The sequence below is a fragment of the Polynucleobacter sp. JS-Mosq-20-D10 genome, assembly GCF_018687755.1.
GTDB lineage: Bacteria > Pseudomonadota > Gammaproteobacteria > Burkholderiales > Burkholderiaceae > Polynucleobacter.
Genome location: NZ_CP061305.1, coordinates 433,099 through 452,746, shown reverse-complemented (window position 1 = coordinate 452,746; position 19,648 = coordinate 433,099). Strand labels below are relative to the sequence as shown.

The following is a 19,648-nucleotide window of genomic DNA, read 5'->3' as shown; positions in this document are numbered from 1 at the left end:
TTCTATTTACTCAATTTAAAGTTTTGAAAATAAGTTGCTTTGCTGCAGTCTAGCAAACATTGCCTGAGCAGCGTTTAATAGGGTTTGGGATCTAGTATAAGCCGCCGTGGCTTCAGCCATATCGGTGTCTAAAATTGCCGAGGTGGCAGCTGTCAACTGAGTACCCAAGGTATTCATGGCGCTATTTGATTTATCCACCTGACTAGAAATTGCGCCGCTGGTTTGCTGGGCAGCCATCAAATGATCAAATGAAGCGTTTAGATTGGCTGAAATTGTCGCGGCCTCCTCTGATATGGCTTGGGCACCATTAGCACGTGCGTCCAGATAATTCACAAAACTATCTAAACTGCTATAAAGCTCGGAAGATCGTGGCTCTAAACCTCCCCAACCCCCCACTCCAAAGGCCATCTCAAAAGTGATCCCAGATTCAACCTCAACATTAGGCTCAATTTGGACTTTATTAACAGTACTCGGAAATATGGTGTGGCCACTAGCATCTTTGGCAACCATTTGACTCAAAATAGTGTCGCGGGTTACCTCAGCTTGAATCTTTAATGCATTGTAATTGGCAGGGCTTAAAGCCGTATTTTGTGCCTGCACGAACAATTGCTTTAAGGTGGTGAGTTGATTCAAAATACTATCCATCTGGGTTTGCGCATTGTCGTGCAAACTCGTCACCATATTCTGATTGCTCTTAAACATCTTTAAACGAGAGAGATCAAAATTCAGTTCTACGCCTCTAGATACGGCATAAATATTATCTGAAGCCTTGCTGTAGTTTTTGCCTGAGCTAATTCTTTTTTGCCAAGCAGTAGCATCGATCAAACTATTATTCATAGAATCGATGCCAGCGTCTAATACTTGATTTGAGCTAATTCGGATGGTCATAATCTATCCTCAATTCATGATCGACAAAAGCGCATTAAACATTTGATTGCCTGCTTGTAACACCTTTGTCGAGGCAGCATACAGTTGCTGATACTTCAATAGGTTTGCAGCTTCTTCATCTAAGTTAACCCCTGATAGCGATTCTTTTTGATCTTTCAGATTTTTCATGACAGCAATATCAGCTTTTTGCGTACTTCTCCAAGTGGCGACTTGTACTCCAACGTCACTGACTAAACTAGCAGTGCTGCCAACAAATATTGAGCTTTGTTTTTGCAAAAAATTAGCCGCATCTGATGTGATGATGGAATCACCCATTACATCAAAATACTCTGCAGTATTGCTTGGCGCCAAAGAAATAAAGTTGGCGGCCTTAAATCCTGATAAGGTCAGACTATTGCTACTACCTAAATAGTCATAAAGTCGATTCATATTCTCTTCTGAATTCACGCCTGATACCATCTGCCCGACGGAATCAGCGACATCATTGATATCGCTAGTAATATCACCATCAAAATTAGGCCACTTTTCAGGACCCACTTGAAAGCCAAAAATGGCAAATGGATTGGTCTGTCCGTTAATATTATTTGCTGTTAGAGCAGCTGTATTGGCAGCAGATACCAGACCAAGTGCAATAGCATCTAAACGCTGATCAATCTTTGGGGCAAAAGTATTAACTAATTCAAATAATGCGCCTGCTTGACCGCCATCTAGATGCTGAATGCTCATCACGGTCGAATTTGAACCGCTCATTAAAGAATAGACTGCGGTTTGCATATCTTGACCGCCATTCATCACAAGCTTATTAGCTACCCCACGATCTAGCAAAGGCATGCCTGCAATTAACTGAGTGGCAGTACCATCAGAATTAATGAGGGTTTGTCCGCCTACTAATTTTTGTAGCTGAGACAACAAGCGATCACGCTCATCCAGCAGATCTGCTGATGGATAGGAATTATTACTACTGCGATCTTGAATAATTTGTCGATTAATTTGTGCTAGCGCTGGAAGCAAGGTATTTATCTGGAGACGGGTATCTTCCAAGCCCTTTTGAGCATCACTTCTAATTTGCGAGGTGAGACTACTCATACCCGCTATACGGCGCGCTACCTCGTTTGCTGAGGCAGTAATTGCGGCTGCTTGAGGCTTACTCTTAGGATCTGCTGCGTAGGTCCCCATCGCATTAAAAAAATTGCTGATTGCGGTATTTAACCCAGTGGACTCATCTGCCACCAAGGTATCGATTGCTTGGGTGTACTGCACCAGAGTTTCTGAATAACTTGACTTAGCTTGCTGGTTTAAATACTGGGAACTGAGTAATGAGGAGTATTGGCGAGTAAATCCTTCAACTGCAAAACTCGTTCCATTGAGCATCAAGGAATTTGGAGCGAGCGCATTCATCGTCGCATTTGCGTTACGACGTGAGAACCCCTCTACTGAGGCACCAGCCACGTTTTGCGAAGTTGTGAGAATGCCTGCCTGTGCAATATTTAAGGCTGACATTGCAGAATCGGTAATTGAATAGACGCCCATCTGAATTCCTTATTGAGGTGTCACCGGCATACCGTTGGGTCTTTGCAGAGATCGCAAAGTTTCAGGCGAAACAGTTACTGCGCGGGGTGAATCTAATGGTTTTACGGCTATTTCAGCATTTCCGATTAGCTTACCGGCATTGGCCTGCGCTATTAATTGCTCTGCCATTTTATTGCCAAAGCCGAGTCCTGCGCCTTTGGATAATGCGTCCGCCAAATGGTCGTCCATGATTTCCAAATAAGATTTGGAGGCACTACTTTGTTCATCACTCCCCCGCAAACTACTACTGCGCGCGATGGTAAGTATTTGACGCAACAAGGTACGTTCAAAACCCTGTGCCGCTTGTTTAAGTTTATCTTCTTGCGTTATAGCCGTTTGAGGAATTTTTTTAGCTTCGCCTTGAATGATTCTTGCAGCACCAGGATCAATGGAGGGTGTGATTGTATTGATGCCCATTAGATCACCTCTAGCTCAGCGCGTAAGGCGCCTGCAGCACGCAAAGACTGCAAAATGGAGATCAAATCTTGTGGTGTAGCACCCATCATATTTAATGCTTTGACTACTTGATCAAGCGACGCTCCACCTGGAACAGAAATCAAACTATTTTCTTTTCCACTATCACTAATGGTAGCCGTATCTTCGGTGGCAGTGGTCGTCTGACCGCGGCTAAACGGTAATGGTTGACTCACTGTTGGCGACTGCTGAATTTTCACCGTTAAATTTCCGTGGGCCACTGCCGATGGTGATAAACGAACTGCCTGATTCATCACGACTGAACCTGTTCGTGAATTTAATATGACGCGCGCAGGTTGACTACCCATCGGTACATCTAAATCTTGTAAGGCGGCCATAAATGCCGTTCTCTTTAATGGCTCTGTTGGGACACGTACATTCAGTGATCTAGCATCTATCGGCAACGCCGTACCTATACCAAAACGACGACCAATAGTCTCGGCTGTTCTTTGCATTAAAGAAAAATCAGCCTGACGTAAATCCAATTGCAGAAACTCATCAACTAATAATGCTGGCACAGCTCTTTCCACTATCGCACCAGATGGAATACGCCCAGCTGATAAATGATTCACAGTAGTAGCTGCGCCACCAGTAGCGGCGCGTGAACCACCGATCACAACGCTACCTTGCGCTTGCGCATAGACCTGACCATCCGCAGCTTTCAATGGTGTCATCACCAAAGTACCACCTTTTAAGCTGGTTGAGTTACCCAAAGAGGACACGGTGACATCAAGCTGTTGACCTGGTCTTGATAGCGCCGGAAAGTCGGCTGTCACCATCACCGCTGCAGTATTTCTTAACTGGGTTTGATTACCAGTCGATGGCATCGTGACGCCCAAGACGCCAATCATTTGCAGGACACTTTGCAAGGTAAATGGGGTTTGTGTAGTTTGGTCACCCGTACCATCCAAACCCACTACTAAACCGTAACCTACTAACTGGTTTGATCTTTGTCCTGCGATATCGGAAAAATCCTTAATGCGATCAGCAAAGCAGGTGCTATGAAAGCAACATAGGCTTACTAAAATCAGTAGGCCTTTGTTCCAACAAGAAGATGGATTCATGATCGTCATTAGAACGGTGCCAATTTCAGCATGAGGCGGGTAAACCAACCAGTACCTTGAGTATCATCTGTTGCCCCACGACCACGATACTCGATGCGGGCATCGGCAACCTGCTGAGATGAGACCTGATTAAAAACCAGCGTATTCGGGTTCACAATACCCCCAAAGCGAATAATTTCTTCTTCATTACTAACGGCCACTTGCTTTTCGCCAGCAACGACTAAATTGCCATTGGAAAGAATCTCGACTACTGTCACAGTGATCGTACCGGCAAAGGTATTACTTGCCGCACTTGTGCCAGCGCCCTCACTCTTGATATCTCCTGTACCACTAAAATTCGCCGCGTTCGCAAGACTAAACATAGCGCCGTTAAAAGTTGGGCTGTTGTTGCCAAAAGTTGATGTTCCGTTTGCCTTGCGGGCTGCCGTCATTCCAGAATTTTTTGCCGCACTGGTTGTCTCATTGAGTAATACTGTTAGTGTGTCACCTACATTTCTAGCTCGGCGATCTTCAAACAGGGGGCGATGACTCACCGCATTGATATAGGGCCCACCTGAATTAGCTGGATATAAGCTGCCCATATTTGCAGAGGTTTCTTGAATTGGACGTGGTCTTGCGGTAGTTGGGGTAGACAATAAAGAAGGTCGATCGGCACTAGCGCAGGCGGCCAATAAAATGACAGTCATAGCACTGACAAATCCGTAACGGAGTAATTTACTCAGGCTAATCATTATTGGCCCATATTGCTTACGCGTTGTAAGATTTGATCTGAAGCGGTTACCGCGCGTGTATTGATTTCATAGGCCCTTTGGGCTGCAATCAAATTGACCAACTCCTCAGCAACGTTCACGTTAGATTGCTCAATGTAATATTGATTCATAACTCCCAAACCATTTTGGCCTGGTAAACCATTGACGGCATTACCTGAGGCTGGCGATGGGATGTAGTTACCTCCCCCAAGCGCCACTAAACCCGCTGGATTAATAAAGTTAGCCATGGATAGTTGACCAACCTGGGTAACGTTACCGGTTGTTGAATCTGTAGCAGATACGATGCCACTGATACCGATAGTAACTGTGCCCGCATTAATTGGAATTGTCAGGCCAGGTGATACTACATTGCCTGATGAAGTCACAATCTGGCCTGTAGCACTTCGACTGAACTGCCCATTACGCGTATAGGCAGTAGTACCGTCTGCCAAGCTTATTTGAAAAAATCCATTACCTTGAATCGCAATATCTAATTGATTATCAGTTTTTACTAAACTTCCTTGATTATTCGTGCGCTCAGTTGATGTAATGGCAGAGCCTGCACCAATCTGCAATCCTGTTGGTAATAAATTTTGTGCGTTAGCGGCCGAGCCTGCAGAACGTATTGTGGTGTACAGCAAATCTTGAAATAAAGGCTGTACCTTTTTATATGCGGTGGTTGAAGCATTGGCTAAGTTATTAGTAATAACATCCAAGTTCATTTGCTGGGCATCCATACCCGTTTTAGCGATCCATAATGAACGTATCATTTATTGTTCTCTTTTTTCTTAATTAGCTACGTGATAGGGATAATAGGGTTGTTGCTGATCTCGCATTTTGATCAGCAAAGGTAATTGAGCGTGTATTTAAATCAAACAGTCGACTTTGATCAATCATCTGCACCATTGCTAGTGCCGTATTCACATTACTCATTTCAATTGCGCCCTGCACCACTTTTACTCCAGGGTCGCTTGTAGCTTGTTCGCCAGGCAAGTCAAATAAACCATCCTCGCCTCGCACTAAATTATTGGTATTGGGATTGACCAGCTTTAGCTTGCCAACTTGATTTAAATACTGCGTCCCTGGTATTTGGGTATAGATGGAACCATCTTCTGCTATTTGCATAATGGACCCCGTTGGAATAGTAATACTGCCACTAGCTCCAACAACAGGTACATCCCTACCAACACTTAAGATGCCTTGATCATTCACCATGAACTTACCGGCTCGGGTGTAGGCCTCTTTACCATCGGGTCTACGAACTGCAAACATCCCATCACCTTTAATTGCAATATCTAACGGATTGCCAGTCGTCTGAATAGCGCCACTCGTAAAGTTACTTCCGGGAGTTGTCTCTACTGAAAAAACCCGTGTATCCGCGCCGTTACCAGTAAAGGGCTCACCATCACCCTTCAGTGGCACAGCTCGAAATGCACTGATGACTTCTCTAAACCCTGGAGTCAGGGCATTAGCAAGATTATTGGAGGTGACAGCCAACTGTTGAGTTGAAGCTGTCGCCCCTGTCATCGAAGTATAGGCAAAGCGATTAATCATGAATATCGATTAATCGGCTTATCGACCAATATTGATGGTGTCATCAATAATAGAAGCTGCCATAGTTTTAGTTGCCTGTGACATTGCTGAGTATTGACGCTGCAGCACCATCAACTTCACTAACTCATTAGTTAAGTCCACATTAGATGACTCTAGGGACTTTGAGCGTATTTGACCCATCATGCCATTTCCCGCAAAGCCTGTTATTACTGGACCAGATTTATCAGTTTGACCGAATGAATTATTGCCGTTTGGCATTAAGCCTTCAGGGTTATTAAAGTAAGCCAAGATCAATTGACCTTTTACAGCAGTCTGACCATTGGCATAAGTGGCAAGCAACTGCCCACTCGTATCAATAGAAAATCCTGTCACGCTTGAAACTGCATGGCCGTCCTGAGTATTTGCATAAGTTTGTGTAGCTGCATTTAATGCAGTTGTAGTGTTACTCTTCACAGTAAAATCTAATACACCGTTTCCATCTGGAGAATTATTCAGACCATATAGAACTGTAGGAGCTACGCCACCATTTGCAAGTAACTTAAAGCGAGTTTCGTTATTGTTGACTGGGGTTCCATCGTAATTCTTTTCAATAGTATCTACGTTTTTACCGCCAATAAAAGCCATAGTGCCGATACAGACTTGCTCCTTAACGAAGACGCTATCCACTTTTATTTGTGTAGCTGTGCCCAAATAGTCATCTGTATCCTCTTTTGGATCATGCCCTATTGGTTTACCATCCATCGTTGCAAATACTGCATAGCGATCAGCCATCACCGTATATTGGGCTAGCTTAGGAGGAACGGCAGCAGGGTCAGCAACCTGCGTCATTCTTAAAGACATGTGTGTTCCGTCTGGGAAACGGAAATCATAAATTGATCCTACAGCAGCAGGCCCTGAACTTGTCTTGTATATTTCTGCTCCTCTGATGACTTGCTTTCCTTTTTCATCGTCCGAAAGGGCGTTGTAAGCAGTCAAGGCCGCAGCGGAATTCGCCGTAGCTTCTAACTTTTTATTAATTCCGTTAATAGTTGTGGAGATTCGTCCAATTTGATTCGCTTGCTCGTAGTCTGCTAATTTCCCATCAGGATCACCGATGGCATCTTTTACAGCCTGGTCAGTAGCAACCTTTTCTGATGCTGTATAAGTAAATGCTCCAGTATTATCTTGCTCGAGTGTTAATGGTAGTGACTGTACTTTTTTGTAATACATTCCGAGAATATGTTCATTACCATTTTGGTCATATACTGTTTGTGAGGTTGCCTGACTAAATGTTGTGCTGTTAGTTGGGTCAAACTTTTTATTACCGATTGTTAGATTTCGATTATCTAAATTTAGTTCGATTTTTGATTCCCTAGTAGGCTCTTGTTTTAGCGGTGTTTGGTCTAATTTCAATGTAGTTGTCGCTCCAGCAACGATTCTTCCGGTTTCGTCAGCGGGATAGCCACAAAGCAATAATCCATTTTCATTACAAATTCGGTTTTTACTATCTGTACCAAATTGTCCGTTGCGCGTGTATTGGAAATTGCTAGGAGTTTCAATAGGAACTGTATCGTTTACTTCTTTTGCAAGCATAAACATACCAGGACCGGCAATGGCCATATCCAATACGTTTTGTGAGTTCACGATGGTACCGTATGAAGAAGAGCGACGAATAGACTGCCTAAACGAACCCATACCTACCCGGTCTTTAGCTTGTGCGTCGGCAGCTTTAAAGTACATATCAGCAAAAACATATTCGCCAGACTTGTAGCCAACAGTTTGTGCGTTCGCAATATTGTTACTGGTCACATCGATCGCTTCTGCGGTTGAAGCCAATCCTGCTAATCCGATTCCGTATCCCATTTTTTACTCCTTAACTATTTTTTTAAATTGTTTATTAATACTGCTTACTTTTTATACTCGATTAATTTACTGATTTACTCACTAATTCATTAACTGATCCACTGCTGAACTTCCGAAGCACTAATTTTTCTACCATCCAATAAACTTAACAATGCATCCCCATTACTTCCCTTGCTTACTGCCATGACCGGCGAGGCGACATAAGCAGTTGGGGCTTCTTTTCCACCGGTTGTATTTGTTCCGCTAATACTCAAGTAATACAAACCAGCTGGCACCGTATTACCGTCGGCATCTTTACCATCCCAGGCAAAATTATTCATACCCGCATCCAGGGGACCCATATCCATACTATTAACCGTGCTACCTTTAACATCTTTGATAGTAGCCACTGCTGCTGTGAGTGGATTCACGGCATTGGCACCAAGTACAGCTGGGTTCACGCCATCAAAAGCAATACCACCCCCGGCAACTACAGGGCTTTTACCAATCAATGTTGCTTGATTCATAAAATTCACACTTTGCATTTGACTGAGCATCGCGGTCATTGACTTATTCATATCACCAATACTGCTCACCATGTTGAGCTGAGACATCTGCGATGTCATACTCGAGGCATCCATAGGTGCCATCGGATCTTGATTCTGAATTTGTGCGATTAGCAATTTCAAAAAGTTTTGAGTTTGCTCGGTAACCGTCCCACCCACACCGGATGAGGATGAGGTTGTAGATTGCGTTGCAGCAGCAGGGTCGTATTTACGAATATTTCCAAGTGGATCGATTGCCATGGTTTGCTCTCTAACTCTCTTTATTAATCACGTGTGGGCTCAGCGCCCTAAATCTAAGGTTTTTAATATCAACTGACGTGAAACATTCATCGCTTCAATGTTCATTTGATAAGAACGCGAAGCTGAAATCATGTTCACCATTTCTTCTACAGGGTTTACATTCGGCATCTCAACATAGCCCGATGCATTGGCCTTAGGATGACCGGGGCGATATTCCATCCGCAATGGAGCATCACTTTCTACAATATTGCTCACTGCTACTCCTGCTCCAGGGGAGCCAGGCTTCATCAGTGCACTGAATTCAACTTGTCTGGCGCGATAAGGGCGACCATCTGGCCCTGACACACTCTCAGCATTCGCAATATTGGAGGCGGTCACATTCAAGCGCATTGCTTGCGCTGACAGGCCAGAAGCGCCAATATTAAAGGCGGCTAATAAACTCATGAGGCCTGCCCTGTAATAGCGGACATTCGTCCACGCAGAGTACCGCTCAAGAAACCTAGTGTTGCCTCAGTCAATACTGAGTTTTTGGTAAATTCGCTTAGCTCAACGTCACTATCGACTGTATTGCCGTCTTTAGCCGGCTGATTTGGCACTCTATATAGAAGACGTGGGTCTTCTTTAGTGATCTTGCCGGCAATATGTCCAGAATGCGTTGTGGCCATTGATACTTCCATTGACGGTAAAGTACCTTCCATTTGCGCCTTCAATACATCGGCAAAACGAATATCCCTAGCCTTAAAGCCAGGTGTATCAGAGTTAGCCAAGTTATTACTCAATATTTCTTGACGAAACGTGCGCAACTTCACTGCGGTTTCGTTAAATTTTAATGAGTCGTATTGCGGCACTGCATTCATTGCATCTCCTCCCTAACAGGGAATGACATAAACCGAGGGGAAAGTCCTCAAATATGAATATGCAAAGAGCGTGCCAGTTTTAGCTTCATGCCAATAGTTTTGGCATAGCCACCATCACTAATGCCAGCATTGATATGAAAATGATTATTTTTGAGATAAAAATAGTGTTTTAAGATGAATATCGGCAAAAATTGCCTACCCTCATCTTGGGCAAATGGAAATACCTGCCCTTGTTATTTGACTAGGTCTTTTTATGCACCCAGTCAATATCTGACGAATTCTGAATTAAGAATTAGTTAGCGTTTACTTACTTTAAAGCCAGCAGTCCATCTCGGACTTTGCTTAATACAGTGAACCAATCGCCAGGTACTGGCTGACGATAGAGTTTGACTGTTGGATACCAAGGGCTATCTTCTCGGTCAAGTAACCAACGCCAGTCTGGATCGTTAGGCAGAAGTATCCAAGTTTCCTTACCCATAGCAGCCGCCAAATGAGCCACGCTGGTATCCACACTAATAATGCAATCTAATAACTCAGTTAATGCAGCCGTATCGCTGAAGTCATACAAGTCATGGGCAAAGTTCAAAATTTGCGGAGTGTCATGCAGTACTTTACCGTCAGCTAGGCTTAAGCCTTTTTGTAAGCTAACGTATTGGCAATTGTCTGGCAGATATAAGAGCAGTTGCTTTAAGGAGATGCTTCGGTTGTGGTCATTTTTATGATTTACATTACCACTCCAAGCTATTCCTACGCGAGGCTTGATCCTGCCGCCTAACTTGGTCTCCCATATCGCCACTTTAGCGGGCTTGCTAAAAATATAGGGATTGCGGGTAGGGATTGTATCTACGGTGGTTTTGAAAGCATGCGGCAAACTCATGAGGGGGCAATGAAAATCAAACTCTGGATGGCTTTCACCCCGATAAGTCAATGTAATACCCCCATCTAAATCTGCAAGTAAATTAAACAAGGGCTTTTGCACTTCTAAGATTACTTTTGCACCTAGATCAGAAACTAGCTTAGCAAAACGAAAAAACTGGATGGTGTCTCCAAAACCTTGCTCGCCATGCAATAGGATCGACTTATTTAATAAAGAAGGAGTACCAAGCCATAAGGGTTGAGGAAAATCCCTTTTAAGTGCAGCAAATACCTCTCTTTGCCAACGCCACTCATAAAACTTCCAGCCATTGATGTAATCACCACCAAGCAAATAGGCCAAACTTTTATTCCAGTAGGCCTCAGCATAATCAGGCTTAAGTTCAATTGCTCGGTTGTAGCTGGCGATAGCAGCACTTAATTGTTTTTTTTCTTTTAAGGCGTTACCTCGATTATTGAAGGCTTCAAAAAAATCAGGTTTTAATTCAATCGCATGACTGTAGTCCACGATTGCTTCATCAATTTTCTTTAGCTGCTCTAGAGCGTTACCACGATTGTTATAGGCTTGAGCATAGTCTGGCTTAATTTGAATAGCCGCATCATAACTTGCAATTGCGGCATCGAGCCTTTTAAGATCTTTTAGAGCATTGCCACGATTGTTATAGGCATCGGCATAGTCTGGCTTAACTTGAATAGCTGCATCATAGCTTGCAATTGCTGCGTCTAGCCTTTTGAGATCTTTTAGAGCATTGCCGCGATTGTTATAGGCTTCAGCAAAGTCAGGGGATAAGGTAATCGCTTGGTCAAAACTTTCAATCGCATCTTCAAGCTTCCTCTGAACATGCAGTGCATTGCCACGATTGTAATAAGTGTAGGTAAAGTCCGGTTTTAACTCGATCGCTTTGTCATAACTAAGAATAGCAGCGTCGTATTTTTGAACAGCCTTTAAGACGTTACCTAAATTGGAATGGTATGAAGCATTATTGGGATTGAGTGCAATCGCCCCTTCAATCAAATGTTCAGCAAGGTCAAAATTAGCTGTTTGATAGGCAATCAAGCCCAACAAGTGCATGGCATCAACGTGATCAGGCTGAGCTATCAATGTTTGCTCGTATATATCTTGAGCATGCTTGAGCATGCCAGCGCGATGAAAAATAATGCCACGCTCCATCAAGTCCTGAATCTGCCCCTTTTGATCAGCAGTCTGAGCTTGGCTAGAAATCAAGCTTAACTTGTTCCTAGTTTTTGAAGATGCTTGGTTGATCGCTGGCATTGATAGCTTCTTTTTTAATTAGCAATTAGTAGCTAAATTAACGATCTTTAGTTTCTTTAACCAAGCGATCACCCCTAGGCTGTAATGGCCTTGCATTCATAGGGTACATGCGGTCAAAGTTCTTTACCTGATCCTCACTAACGTAAATAGGATTTTTCAGAACGAGCCAAAGAACATTTTCACTACACGGTGGTGTGGTTAAAGACCCCATGTAAGTGAAGTAGTTTTTATCCGCTGGCAACATTTGATTGATATCAATCATCACACCAGGAGTCTCTGTCTTGCCCTTGACTAATGGGACATTATTCCAAAGGGTGTTGATGAAAGCATTCTCTTTAATAGAATCATCCCCCCACCAAAATTTTCTGGAGCTAGCGGGTTTAATCGTGCTCATTAAGACCGCAACAACCGCTAAGCTGCCATCATGGTGCTGGTGCACTAAGTGAGCAACCATATCGGTGCGCTCACCATTGATAGCTTCTTCACTAGGCTTGTGAAAGTGGAATTGGATTAATCGATATTGCCTACCATCCACCATCAAATTACTACCTTCACCGTAATTAACCATCACGGTATGTCCGTTATCGATAATCGATAAAGGCGAAGGTCTATATATAAATTCGATGGGATTTAATTGGGCTTTGACAGCTCGGTCAATATTAATATTGATTGGCGACTGACTCTTTCCCTTAAGGCAGGCCAGATTATCTTTACTTAAATTACCCCAGTTTTCTGGGCCCTCAGGTCCATCAAAATACGACCAATGATGTGCATGGGACTCTTTTTCAGCAGGCTTAGCAAGCGCTTTGACTGCAGGCTTACTTTTTGACTCTTTAGTAGCAGGGGCAGAGCCGCCAACAGGCAGGTCGCTAGTACGAATAACAATATCGCCCGATCCTTTGCTGATTTTGTTGGTCAACGCCTTACTCATCTCATCGTCACTAGACGGGGCTGGGGATACGGTTACCTTAGCCTTATCGGCTACTGGAGCAGGGTCAGATGCCATTGCCGGCTGTAAGGCCAATAGAAAAGGCATGGCAAGCGCTGCCATAGAAAGGGGATTGAGGATTCTATTCATCATGAGACCGCTTACGGCAATATTTGCGATTTCGTTTAAGAAATACTCACAGATATATTTTCAGATGATTGATTTCTCAGGCTAAAAGGGACTTCATTTAGCCTTTATTGCCTATTAACGCTTACTTCTTGGTCGGCTTTTTAGTGGGAATTTTTGCATCACTATTAGATCCCGCAATATTGTTGCTAGAGGACGGGAGAGGGTCTATCTGAGGTGTACGGCTATTGCTAAACATCCACTCACACTTCATGAGCCCAGCGCTATCTTGCCGACTCTCAAGCGGTGTTGACTGCTTTAAAGCCACCTCAAGAGCGGCATCAGTTGGTGGTGGAGTCAAATCATTACTGGTGTACCACTTTAAAAAACGTTGATACCAACCAGGCGCAGGCATCTTACCAGGATCGGCATAATAGTTTGAGCTACAAATTTGCAACCTTCTTTCGATTTCACTCGCAGGCAGGTAATAACCCTCAATCAGTAAATTAGCCACCTTACCGTTACAACGTGCCCAACTAGCCAACTCAATTTTTGCACCCGTAGTATTGGATACTGGCTTTTCCATTAAGAGCGCATCAATTTCACATTGCATGCGTTGACCCCGTATTTGCAACCTCTTACAGATCTCAGACTCTTTTTCACCGTAAGGATCAGCCTTCTGTGCAGATGCCGGAAACGGAAATTGCCTATCGCAATCATCGGCTCCATTAAAGCTTTGATTGAGTGAATTTTGATTAATCACTGACTGCTCTTTTGGACTGATTACTATCTCAACTGAGCCTGTTTGCAGTGTTGATTGATCGGATGGATCAATACTCTGACTACCAGCAGAAAAGCTAGCAATAATGAATAAAATACCGCCTGTAAATTGAATAGGAGATTTCATATCGAACTTATTTTGCATTGGGTGTTTCTAAGCCCTGACGAATCAGTTGCAAAGGGTTTTCAAGCGTACGCTCCAAAATAATTTGTAGATCGGGCAGAATCATAAAAATAACCAAATAGGCTAAGGGTATGCTGACTGCAAAACCGATCGAAAATAAATTCATTTGCGGACTAGTTCTTCCCAAAAATGCTTGCGTTAAATTAAACATTGTATAAACCAATAATACTGGCATTGACAGTATTAAGCCTAAACGAAATGATGCTGAAAATAAATCCACCAATCCCTTAGAAGTCCAAGATTGGGGCCACACACCCAGAGGTATCGTTTTAAAGCTACTCAATACCAAATCAATTAAGACTAGATGAATATTGAGAGTAAATGCAAGTGCCAAAAAGACTAAGCCCAAAAATTGAGCGACTAAGCCAGAATCTAGAGTAGGGTCTCGAAAGTTAGAAGAGGCAAAACTAAAGCCTGCTAAAAAAGATAGTATTTCTGCTGCAATATCTATCACCATAAATGCCACCCTTACTACGAAGCCAATAAAGGCGCCAATAGCTAACTCAATCGCTGAAGCGAAAAAAGTAATGCTCCCTGGATAAGGAATGTTTTCTGTACCTAGTAGCGGAAGAAGATAAATACCAAATGCCAACGCAATAAATACACGAAATTGCATCGGTACAGTTCTCATGGCAAACATCGGAGCAGTTAAAAATAGACCAAAAACTCTTAATGATGCAAACATGAAGATTGCCATGTATTGCTCTATTTGTAGACCGGTAATGGTCAACATAAATTAATTTACTAATCCGGGAATACGGGCAAAAAGTTCTTTGATGTAGTCTATAAATAATGACAGACTTACTGGCCCAATGATCACTACGACACCAGCAAAAACAATTAATTTTGGGACAAAGGCAACGGTAGATTCATTTACAGAGGTAGCTGCCTGAACGATACCAATAACCAATCCTACAACTAGCAAAGCCATCAGTACGGGTCCCGCTAAAACAGCTGCCATCCTTAGTGCCTGATATACCAAATCTAGAATGACTCCGCTTTCCATGGCAACTAATTAATGTAGCTTTGCACTAATGAAGTTGATAACAAGGCCCATCCATCTGCCAAAGTAAATACAATTAACTTCAGCGGTAAAGAGAACATCATCGGCGAAACCATCACCATACCAAGAGAAGTTAAGATGCTGGCAACCGCAAAATCAATTACTAAAAATGGTAGGAAGATGACAAAGCCAATCAAAAAACCTGTCTTAATCTCTGAAATTGCAAACGCCGGAATTAAGACAGTAAATGGAACATCCTCACGCGCTTGAATTTCTTTACCGTACATCTTGACGAATAAATTTAAATCGTCTTTACGGGTTTGTTTCAACATAAATTCTTTTAAAGGTTTTGCGCCAACCTCTATCGCCTGAGGAAAACCCATCTTTCCTGCAGAATATGGTTGATATGCATTTTTATACATCGAATCAAAGACTGGATTCATGATGAATAAAGTCAAAAATAATGAGAGCCCTATTAAAACGATATTGGGAGGCATAGTTGTTAAACCCAGCGCCTGCCTCAATAAAGAAAATACAATGATGATTCTTGTAAAGCTAGTCATTAACACTAGAGCAGCTGGTAAAAAGCTGAGTGCGGTAATAGCCAGAACCGTTTCAACCGGCACTGCGTACGATGTACCGCCACCAACCTGCTTCGCAGTCACTAGCGGCAAAGTTTGACTCCACGCTATGAATGGGAAAAGTCCCGCTAGACCTATTGCTCCAGTGATGAAAAAGGTAATCTTATTTTTCAACCCATTTTCCTTTTCACCAGTTGTCGCAACTGGTTGGCAAAATCGATATTACTTTGCTGCGGCTTTAAATGAGCCACATCTTCTGGGTCTAATTCAGTCAACAGATTAATTTGAGTTGGGGTGTGCCCAATCACCAAGATGCGATTAAGTACATTCACCACAATCACACGTTCTCTTGGACCTAAAGCCTGCTGAGCCAAAATCATGATGTGCGGATTGCTTGCGCGTACTGCAGAATCACGCTTTACTAAATAAGCAACGACCCAAATTAGTGCAGCAGCGAGTGCAAGCCAGATGAACGAGAAAAGCAACATGCCTCCAACCGAGGTACCCATCTAAATCAACGATTAATTTTGCGCAGACGCTCTGCGGGAGTCACGATATCGGTCAAGCGAATACCATAGCGATCATTCACGATAACCACTTCACCTTGAGCTACTAGACAACCATTAACCACAACCTCTAGAGGCTCTCCAGCCAAAATATCTAACTCGATCACAGACCCATAAGTGAGATTCAAGAGATTACGAATTTGCATTTTGGCACGCCCAAGTTCGACTGTGACTTGAACCGGTACGTCCATTACTAAATCAATATCATTGAAATCTGCGCCAGATTTTGCGCCATCTTCTAGATTATTAAATGTGGCTTTACGAAGCGAACCAGAAACATCGGCACTCGTTAGTGTTTTCGCTAAATCATTGTCGTTTTCAGCCATTTTGATCCTCTTTTATCTCTTCTGTGCCTGCCTGATAGTCGGGTTCATTTGGCTCAACTTCATCCGCAAGCCGATCTATTGTATCGCTTGAAGCTTCCCTTTTATAAGGTTCAGCAGATGCCTGCGGGGAAAGGGTCTGAGAGTTTTCCGCTGACTGCTCATATAGCTCCCCTTTTTCTGCACTTCGCATCATGCTTGGTCCCAAGCGCGCCTTTTCTAGGGGGCTTTTTAGGAATTCTGCAGGATGTTGAATCGTACTTACTTTTACTGAATAGCGACCTTCTTTTACCCCATATTGCCCTTTAATCACAGGTAAGCCATCAACATATACGGTAACTGGGTCATTAATTTCAATGGGAATAATATCTCCCACCGATAGAGATGTGATCTCTCGCAAGAGCATCTGCTTACGAGCCAATACAGCTACTGCAGTCACTGGAGCCTCATGAACTTGATCGTTTAATAAGTTAGTCCAATGCTCATCAGGTTCACTTGCAAAGCCTTGCATATTGTTATACAAGATGGCTTTAATTGGCTCCATTACCCAGAATGGAATACAAAGGTCAACATCGCCAGGTCTGCCGTTGATCTCAATCGTAAATTTGGAATGGAGCACCATCTCCGTTGGGGATGTAATCTTTGCAAATCCAAAATTAGTCTCTTGGCGCATGAAATCAAACTTAATTTCATAAACCGCCTTCCAGGCCTTCTCGTAGTCGTTCAGTAGTGCATCAACTAAACGACGAATGATTCGCAACTCAGTAGGAGTGTATTCACGTAAATTCAGTCTTGGCGCCAGTCGACCTTCGCCACCAAACATGTTATCAATCGCAATATAAACAACTCCGGGGTCAACAATCCAGCACCCTACCCCGCGTAGCGGTCGTATACCAACAATATTAATATTTGTGCGCTCAGGAAATTCAGATACAAATTGCTCGTAGCTTTTGACGCTCGGCATATGCATCTGCACCTCAATTGGTGCTCGAATCATGTTAAACAGGGATAAGCGCACCGCACGGCAGAAGCGCTCGTGAATCAGCTCCAATGTCGGCATGCGCCGACGAGCAATAATCTTCGATTTGTCGAACATCGACTGCTGATCTTCAGCCGCAATGTTCATCTCGACATTGATTGCTCCTGTCGCCATATCTTCCTAAGTGGACTAAACAGCTACTATTTTACTGCATTACAAAAGTATTGAATAGTACGGCCTGAACAGGTAGATCCATCTCCGTAACATTCCAAAATTCTGCTGCAGCCCTAGCAGCTTCACCCGTAATCTTCTGGCCTGAGGAGGTTTCTTTTGGAACAGCACCAATCCTCTCTAAATTTTGAATATCGGCTGTTGATGGTTGCTGCTGGAGTATGTAAATCGCAGTTAGTTGCGGTGCAATAATAGAATTAATTACTAGAGCGACCTCACGAGCCATCATTGTTTTACCCTCTACTGTAGCCAACTCTTGCATTTGGCGTGAGGATAAAACCGTAATAACCTTATCTCTGATGACGGGCATGAACTTCTTGATCTTATCTTCAGTGGATCCATCGTTTGTCCTGAGGACCATCTTCGTCTGCAAGTAATGCTCACCCCCTCTACCAGGGAGATTGACGATCATTTCGTCCAAAGCGATATAAATCGGAGCTGCATTATCTTTGCGCTCCATCAACTGCTTCTTCAGAATATTTTCAGGACGCTTATCTTCAGCTTCTTGCTGTCTTTTGAGCTCAGCGTTATGTTGCATATAGAAATAGCCACCAACCGCTCCAGCCAGCACTACTATCAATCCGATGATCAAAAATAGCATCTTTTTGCTTTTAGGCTTTTCTTCTTCAACCTCAATCTGCTCTACGACAGGTGGGGGTGGTATCCCGCCATTGACATCTAAGGTAGGCTCTACGCGTTCTTCATCAGCCATGCTTATTCCCTTTATTCTTAATGATATTAAGCGAACAGATGTACTGTACCGCTAGCACTCGTATTATGACCCGAACCTATAAGACCGACCGATGATAGGTTTTCAGAGATAGGGTTGATGGTCCGCTGGTTAGCATAATAGTCCTGACGGGCATTGTTAAAGGATTGACCTGATGCCTGTTGCGACTGATTGCCCTGCCTAAGATCTAGGGACAGATTGAGACCCATTTGAGCAAACTCTTGCTTTAAGTTTTGACCGCCCTGATCTAGGCGAGATTTTGTGGCATCGCTCGCACCTTCAACAATCAGGTGGGCCTCGCCACTTTGATTGATGCGTAAATCGATCCGAATCGTCCCTTGCTCTGGAGGTGTTAATTCAAACATAATGCGACCGCCACCAGACTTGGCAGCGCTCATAATTTCACTATGTAAGGGACCACTTACCAAAGAAGCCTCTGTTTGCTTGATTTGGAACTTTTGCAGAGCTTCTGGGGTGAGATTATCCAAACGGGCAAGACCACTATTTGTAGTGCTTGGGGCATTAGTATCTTGAGTATCCAAATCTGTTAATTTTTCTAGCTCCCTGGGCTGAGAATCAGACTCATGGGTAAAACGAGCGGGGTTATCAACGCCAAAATTTTCCTTTGATACCTGACCTACAAATAAAGGCGTCAAGGAATTTTCAGGATTCTTCATATTTTGAGGGCTAGCAATCGAAGTATTTTGACGATCCCCCTTAATGCCTCGGTCTTGCAGAATCTGGGTGTTGAGCTTTTCAGCTACTCCTGAGGTAGAAGAAGAGGCTGCAATAGCAGGCTTAAGATCTGATGAGGATACCTGGGGTGTTGCTTGTGCAGTCTGGCTAACCAAGCTAGCTAATTGGGGTGTTAATGGCAAATTACTTTGCTGGGCTAGATCCCGGATCGCTGCAGTGAGCTCTGGGGTCAGCGTCATAGTAGGCGCTTGGGCAGGTGTTGCTTGGGTAGCTTTAGTTACCAAGCTAGCTAATTGGGGCGTTAATGGCAAATTACTTTGCTGAGCTAGATCTCGGATCGCTGAAGCGAGCTCTGGGGTCAGCGTCACAGTAGGTGCTTGGCCAGGTGTTGCTTGGGTAGCTTGAGCGACTAAACCGTTTAATTGCTCTAGAGCATTTGCTTGAGTAGTGCTGACTGGCTTAACTTGCTGGGCTAGATCCCGGATCGCTGCAGTGAGCTCTGGGGTCAGCGTCATAGTAGGCGCTTGGGCAGGTGTTGCTTGGGTAGCTTTAGTTACCAAGCTAGCTAATTGGGGCGTTAATGGCAAATTACT

At 43.6% G+C, this 19,648-nt stretch carries 23 protein-coding genes; all 23 read right to left on the bottom strand.

Features of this window, described 5'->3' with window-relative positions; genetic code table 11:
* Positions 1 to 15: 15 nt before the first annotated feature.
* Positions 16 to 888 (bottom strand): flagellin, encoded by an 873-nt coding sequence (locus FD967_RS02400; protein ID WP_215326521.1) that lies wholly within the window; start codon positions 886 to 888, stop codon positions 16 to 18.
* A 9-nt stretch (positions 889 to 897) separates the two neighbouring features.
* Positions 898 to 2,418: a flagellar hook-associated protein FlgK gene (flgK, locus tag FD967_RS02395; RefSeq protein WP_215326520.1), complete on the bottom strand. Its 1,521-nt coding sequence runs from the start codon at positions 2,416 to 2,418 to the stop codon at positions 898 to 900.
* Positions 2,419 to 2,427: 9 nt separating this feature from the next.
* Entirely contained in the window at positions 2,428 to 2,874 is a 447-nt protein-coding gene (locus FD967_RS02390; protein ID WP_215326519.1) for a hypothetical protein, read from the bottom strand.
* Positions 2,874 to 3,995, bottom strand: coding sequence for a flagellar basal body P-ring protein FlgI (locus FD967_RS02385; RefSeq protein ID WP_215326518.1), 1,122 nt, complete (start codon positions 3,993 to 3,995; stop codon positions 2,874 to 2,876). The genes FD967_RS02390 and FD967_RS02385 overlap by 1 nt, the downstream gene beginning before the upstream one ends.
* Before the next feature lie 8 nt (positions 3,996 to 4,003).
* The gene (locus tag FD967_RS02380) at positions 4,004 to 4,681 is read right to left on the bottom strand and encodes a flagellar basal body L-ring protein FlgH (protein ID WP_251369075.1); all 678 of its coding nucleotides are present in this window, start codon (positions 4,679 to 4,681) and stop codon (positions 4,004 to 4,006) included.
* Positions 4,682 to 4,725: 44 nt separating this feature from the next.
* Positions 4,726 to 5,514, bottom strand: coding sequence for a flagellar basal-body rod protein FlgG (flgG, locus tag FD967_RS02375; RefSeq protein WP_215326516.1), 789 nt, complete (start codon positions 5,512 to 5,514; stop codon positions 4,726 to 4,728).
* Between the two features lie 22 nt (positions 5,515 to 5,536).
* Entirely contained in the window at positions 5,537 to 6,298 is a 762-nt protein-coding gene (locus FD967_RS02370; RefSeq protein WP_215326515.1) for a flagellar basal body rod protein FlgF, read from the bottom strand.
* Positions 6,299 to 6,316: 18 nt separating this feature from the next.
* On the bottom strand, positions 6,317 to 8,140 hold the full coding sequence (locus FD967_RS02365; protein ID WP_215326514.1) for a flagellar hook-basal body complex protein: 1,824 nt from the start codon (positions 8,138 to 8,140) through the stop codon (positions 6,317 to 6,319).
* 89 nt (positions 8,141 to 8,229) lie between these two features.
* A complete protein-coding gene (locus FD967_RS02360; RefSeq protein ID WP_215326513.1) occupies positions 8,230 to 8,925 on the bottom strand; it encodes a flagellar hook assembly protein FlgD in 696 nt (231 codons plus the stop codon).
* Positions 8,926 to 8,964: 39 nt separating this feature from the next.
* On the bottom strand, positions 8,965 to 9,369 hold the full coding sequence (flgC, locus tag FD967_RS02355) for a flagellar basal body rod protein FlgC (protein ID WP_215326512.1): 405 nt from the start codon (positions 9,367 to 9,369) through the stop codon (positions 8,965 to 8,967).
* Positions 9,366 to 9,782: a flagellar basal body rod protein FlgB gene (flgB, locus tag FD967_RS02350; protein WP_215326511.1), complete on the bottom strand. Its 417-nt coding sequence runs from the start codon at positions 9,780 to 9,782 to the stop codon at positions 9,366 to 9,368. Before flgB ends, flgC begins: the two co-directional genes overlap by 4 nt.
* Positions 9,783 to 9,829: 47 nt before the next feature.
* Positions 9,830 to 9,970 carry a hypothetical protein gene (locus FD967_RS02345; protein WP_215326510.1) on the bottom strand — a complete coding sequence of 47 codons (141 nt, stop codon included), beginning with the start codon at positions 9,968 to 9,970 and terminating at the stop codon, positions 9,830 to 9,832.
* Between the two features lie 119 nt (positions 9,971 to 10,089).
* A complete protein-coding gene (locus tag FD967_RS02340) occupies positions 10,090 to 11,928 on the bottom strand; it encodes a tetratricopeptide repeat protein (protein ID WP_215326509.1) in 1,839 nt (612 codons plus the stop codon).
* Positions 11,929 to 11,965: 37 nt separating this feature from the next.
* Positions 11,966 to 13,009, bottom strand: coding sequence for a carbonic anhydrase (locus FD967_RS02335; protein WP_215326508.1), 1,044 nt, complete (start codon positions 13,007 to 13,009; stop codon positions 11,966 to 11,968).
* 118 nt (positions 13,010 to 13,127) lie between these two features.
* The gene (locus tag FD967_RS02330; RefSeq protein WP_215326507.1) at positions 13,128 to 13,907 is read right to left on the bottom strand and encodes a hypothetical protein; all 780 of its coding nucleotides are present in this window, start codon (positions 13,905 to 13,907) and stop codon (positions 13,128 to 13,130) included.
* Positions 13,897 to 14,679 (bottom strand): flagellar biosynthetic protein FliR, encoded by a 783-nt coding sequence (locus FD967_RS02325; protein WP_215326505.1) that lies wholly within the window; start codon positions 14,677 to 14,679, stop codon positions 13,897 to 13,899. Before FD967_RS02325 ends, FD967_RS02330 begins: the two co-directional genes overlap by 11 nt.
* Positions 14,680 to 14,682: 3 nt before the next feature.
* Positions 14,683 to 14,952: a flagellar biosynthetic protein FliQ gene (locus tag FD967_RS02320; protein ID WP_215326503.1), complete on the bottom strand. Its 270-nt coding sequence runs from the start codon at positions 14,950 to 14,952 to the stop codon at positions 14,683 to 14,685.
* Between the two features lie 5 nt (positions 14,953 to 14,957).
* Positions 14,958 to 15,704 (bottom strand): flagellar type III secretion system pore protein FliP, encoded by a 747-nt coding sequence (gene fliP / locus FD967_RS02315; protein ID WP_251369074.1) that lies wholly within the window; start codon positions 15,702 to 15,704, stop codon positions 14,958 to 14,960.
* Positions 15,701 to 16,039 (bottom strand): flagellar biosynthetic protein FliO, encoded by a 339-nt coding sequence (gene fliO, locus FD967_RS02310; protein WP_215326502.1) that lies wholly within the window; start codon positions 16,037 to 16,039, stop codon positions 15,701 to 15,703. The genes fliP and fliO overlap by 4 nt, the downstream gene beginning before the upstream one ends.
* A 5-nt stretch (positions 16,040 to 16,044) precedes the next feature.
* Positions 16,045 to 16,422, bottom strand: a complete 378-nt coding sequence (gene fliN / locus FD967_RS02305) for a flagellar motor switch protein FliN (RefSeq protein WP_046329687.1) — start codon at positions 16,420 to 16,422, stop codon at positions 16,045 to 16,047.
* The gene (fliM, locus tag FD967_RS02300; protein WP_215326501.1) at positions 16,415 to 17,572 is read right to left on the bottom strand and encodes a flagellar motor switch protein FliM; all 1,158 of its coding nucleotides are present in this window, start codon (positions 17,570 to 17,572) and stop codon (positions 16,415 to 16,417) included. Before fliM ends, fliN begins: the two co-directional genes overlap by 8 nt.
* 31 nt (positions 17,573 to 17,603) lie before the next feature.
* Positions 17,604 to 18,341, bottom strand: a complete 738-nt coding sequence (gene fliL, locus FD967_RS02295) for a flagellar basal body-associated protein FliL (protein ID WP_215326500.1) — start codon at positions 18,339 to 18,341, stop codon at positions 17,604 to 17,606.
* 26 nt (positions 18,342 to 18,367) lie between these two features.
* Positions 18,368 to 19,648: flagellar hook-length control protein FliK (locus FD967_RS02290; protein WP_215326499.1), on the bottom strand; the 1,281-nt coding region annotated here is incomplete at its 5' end.